This is a genomic window from Pontibacter chinhatensis, assembly GCF_900113285.1.
Taxonomy (GTDB): domain Bacteria; phylum Bacteroidota; class Bacteroidia; order Cytophagales; family Hymenobacteraceae; genus Pontibacter; species Pontibacter chinhatensis.
Genome location: NZ_FOOT01000022.1, coordinates 1 through 2406, shown reverse-complemented (window position 1 = coordinate 2406; position 2406 = coordinate 1). Strand labels below are relative to the sequence as shown.

The following is a 2406-nucleotide window of genomic DNA, read 5'->3' as shown; positions in this document are numbered from 1 at the left end:
CAACAACTAAGGCTTCGTTGGGTACGGAGTGCCTACAATGAAGCCGTGGTTGCACCCAACCGGGCGACGCGTTATGGGTTTTAAGTCGGAAGAGGTTAGCTCTACGCTACCTGTCCAAGGCTCTCAGGTAGCCGGCTGGCCCATCGGATGCGGGCCTGGAGGGGTAATAAAAGATGCTTTCTGTTGTTTCCGGGAGAGGATTCCCGCTCTTTTCAAGGCATTTGCCGCTGCAGGGGCATAGCTTCGCCAGGCCACCTTTTGGGGTGGCTTTTTTAGCTCCTTACTCGAACTCCTGGTACCTACGCTGCGTCCTCAGCCCCTGTGGCGGTCCCCGCTTGGCCAGCACCTGGAGGGTGACCATCGTCTCCTTTTTGCAGCAGGGACAGACGAGCGGGTTGTACTCCTCGAGCTGGCGCACTTCTACTTTTCGCCTTTTCTCCTCGGGCAGTTGCTGGCGGATCACGGGTATGGCCGCGCCCTTGGCTGTGCCACTCAAAATGCCGTAGTGGCGTATCCTGACAAAGCCCCGGGGCAGGATGTGCAGGGCGAAGCGTCGGATGAACTCCATGCCCCCGAGCCTCATCTCCAGTTTCCTGGCTCCTTGCCGGTAGTCCCTGTAGGAGAAGGTGACCGACTGCTCGTCCACCTCCTTTATCCGGTGGTTGGAGAGGGCGATCTTGTGGGTGTAGCGCCCCAGGTACTCGACCACGTGCCCGGGACCTGCGAAGGGGCGCTTGGCATAGACTACCCATTCCTTTTTAAACAGCCCGCTGATCAGCTCCTTGTCCACCTGGGGCAGCTTTTCCTTCAGTACCCGCACATAGGTAGCCCTGTAGACCCGGCTCATGGCCTTCACCGGGAAGAGGTACTTACCCTTGCCGCGGGCCCCTCTCCACCTGCCGTGCTTGGTTAGCCCCCCACCCGGCACGATGCAGTGCAGGTGGGGGTGCAGCGAGAGGGTCTGGCCCCAGGTGTGGAGCACGGCCACCATGCCCGGCCTTGCCCCCAGGTGCTTTGTGTCGGTGGCGAAGGCAAGCAGCGTCTGCCAGGCGGCCTCGAAGAGGGTGTCGTAGACAAGCCTGGGCTGATGGAGGGCCAGCTGGTTTAACGTGTCAGGCAGGGTGAAGACGACGTGGAAGTAGGGCACGGGCAAGAGCTCCTGCTCCCGGGCCTGGATCCACTGCTCGCGCTTTCTGCCCTGGCACTTGGGGCAGTGGCGGTTGCGGCAGGAGTTGTAGCTCACGCGCACCTGGCCGCAGCCGGTGCAGGCGTCCACGTGCCCGCCCATCTGCCGGGTGCGGCAGCGCATGATGGCCGCCAGGGTGCGCAGCTGCCAGGAATTGATACCGGCACAGTGCTCCACCTGGGGCCAGTGCGCCCGCAGCACATGGGCCACCTCGTGTCTGGCCCGCACTAGCAGTAGAGGGTGTCGAGCGGGGAGAAGGGCTTCTTCCTCCCGCTTTGGGCCACGTGCAGGTAGACCATGGTGGTGTCGATGCAGGCATGGCCCAGCAGGTCCTTGATGGAGACGATGTCCAGGCCGTCCTCCAAAAGGTGGGTGGCGAAGGTGTGGCGCAGCGTGTGGGGGGTGACCTGCTTTTGGATGCCGGCCGCCCGGCGGGCCGAGCGCACCACCCACTGCACGCCGGCCGTGTTGTAGCGTCTGTCCAGTAGCCCCTCTTCACTGTCCTGCACCTGGCCGTTGAAGAGCCAGGTCTGCGGGCACTCGGACCGGATGTACTTTTCAAGCCCGCGGATCAGGTGCTCGCTCAGGGGCACGTAGCGGTCCTTGCCGCCCTTGCCCTGGCGCACGTGCAACATCCGGCGGTCAAAGTCCAGGTCGGAGAGCTTGAGGTTACAGGCCTCACTGCAGCGCAGGCCGCAGCCGTAGAGGGTGGCCAGCAGCACCCGGTGCTTGAGCAGTTTGGGGGCGGACAGCAATCTTCTCACCTCGGGCTTGCTCAAGACGACAGGCAGCTTGCCCCCGCGCCTGAGGGCGGGCAGCTCGATGCGCTTGTCCTTTAGCCCTTCCATGCGGAAGACGTAGCGCAGGGCGTAGACGGTGAACTTGAAGTAGGAGTTGGAGGGCGTGTTGTGCTCCTGCTTTACCAGGTAGAGGTAGTCGTTGAGCTGGTCGGGGTCCAGCTCGGTGGGCAGGCAGTCAAAGTGCAGGGCCACCTTGGCCAGGTGGTGGCTGTAGTTTTTGAGCGTGCTCTGGCCGCGGCCGGCGACGGTGATTTTTTTGGAGAACTTCTCGTAAAGCTCGCGGAATCCGGCTACATTAGAGCAGGCAGTCTGGATAAGGGTTGGCTCTTTTTTTTCATCTTATGTAAGAGTTAAGTGTGAATTAAAAGGTAGCTCTTATCCGCTGCTTTTTAAAACCCTTTACCAAAGGTTTAGTGCAAC

General features: G+C 61.6%; 2 protein-coding genes. Both read right to left on the bottom strand.

From position 1 onward, the window contains the following. Window positions 1–280: 280 nt before the first annotated feature. Window positions 281–1414, bottom strand: a complete 1134-nt coding sequence (locus BM040_RS21500) for an IS91 family transposase (RefSeq protein ID WP_217646815.1) — start codon at window positions 1412–1414, stop codon at window positions 281–283. Then, entirely contained in the window at window positions 1414–2178 is a 765-nt protein-coding gene (locus BM040_RS21495) for a tyrosine-type recombinase/integrase (protein WP_092105885.1), read from the bottom strand. The genes BM040_RS21500 and BM040_RS21495 overlap by 1 nt, the downstream gene beginning before the upstream one ends. Between the last annotated feature and the right edge of the window lie 228 nt (window positions 2179–2406).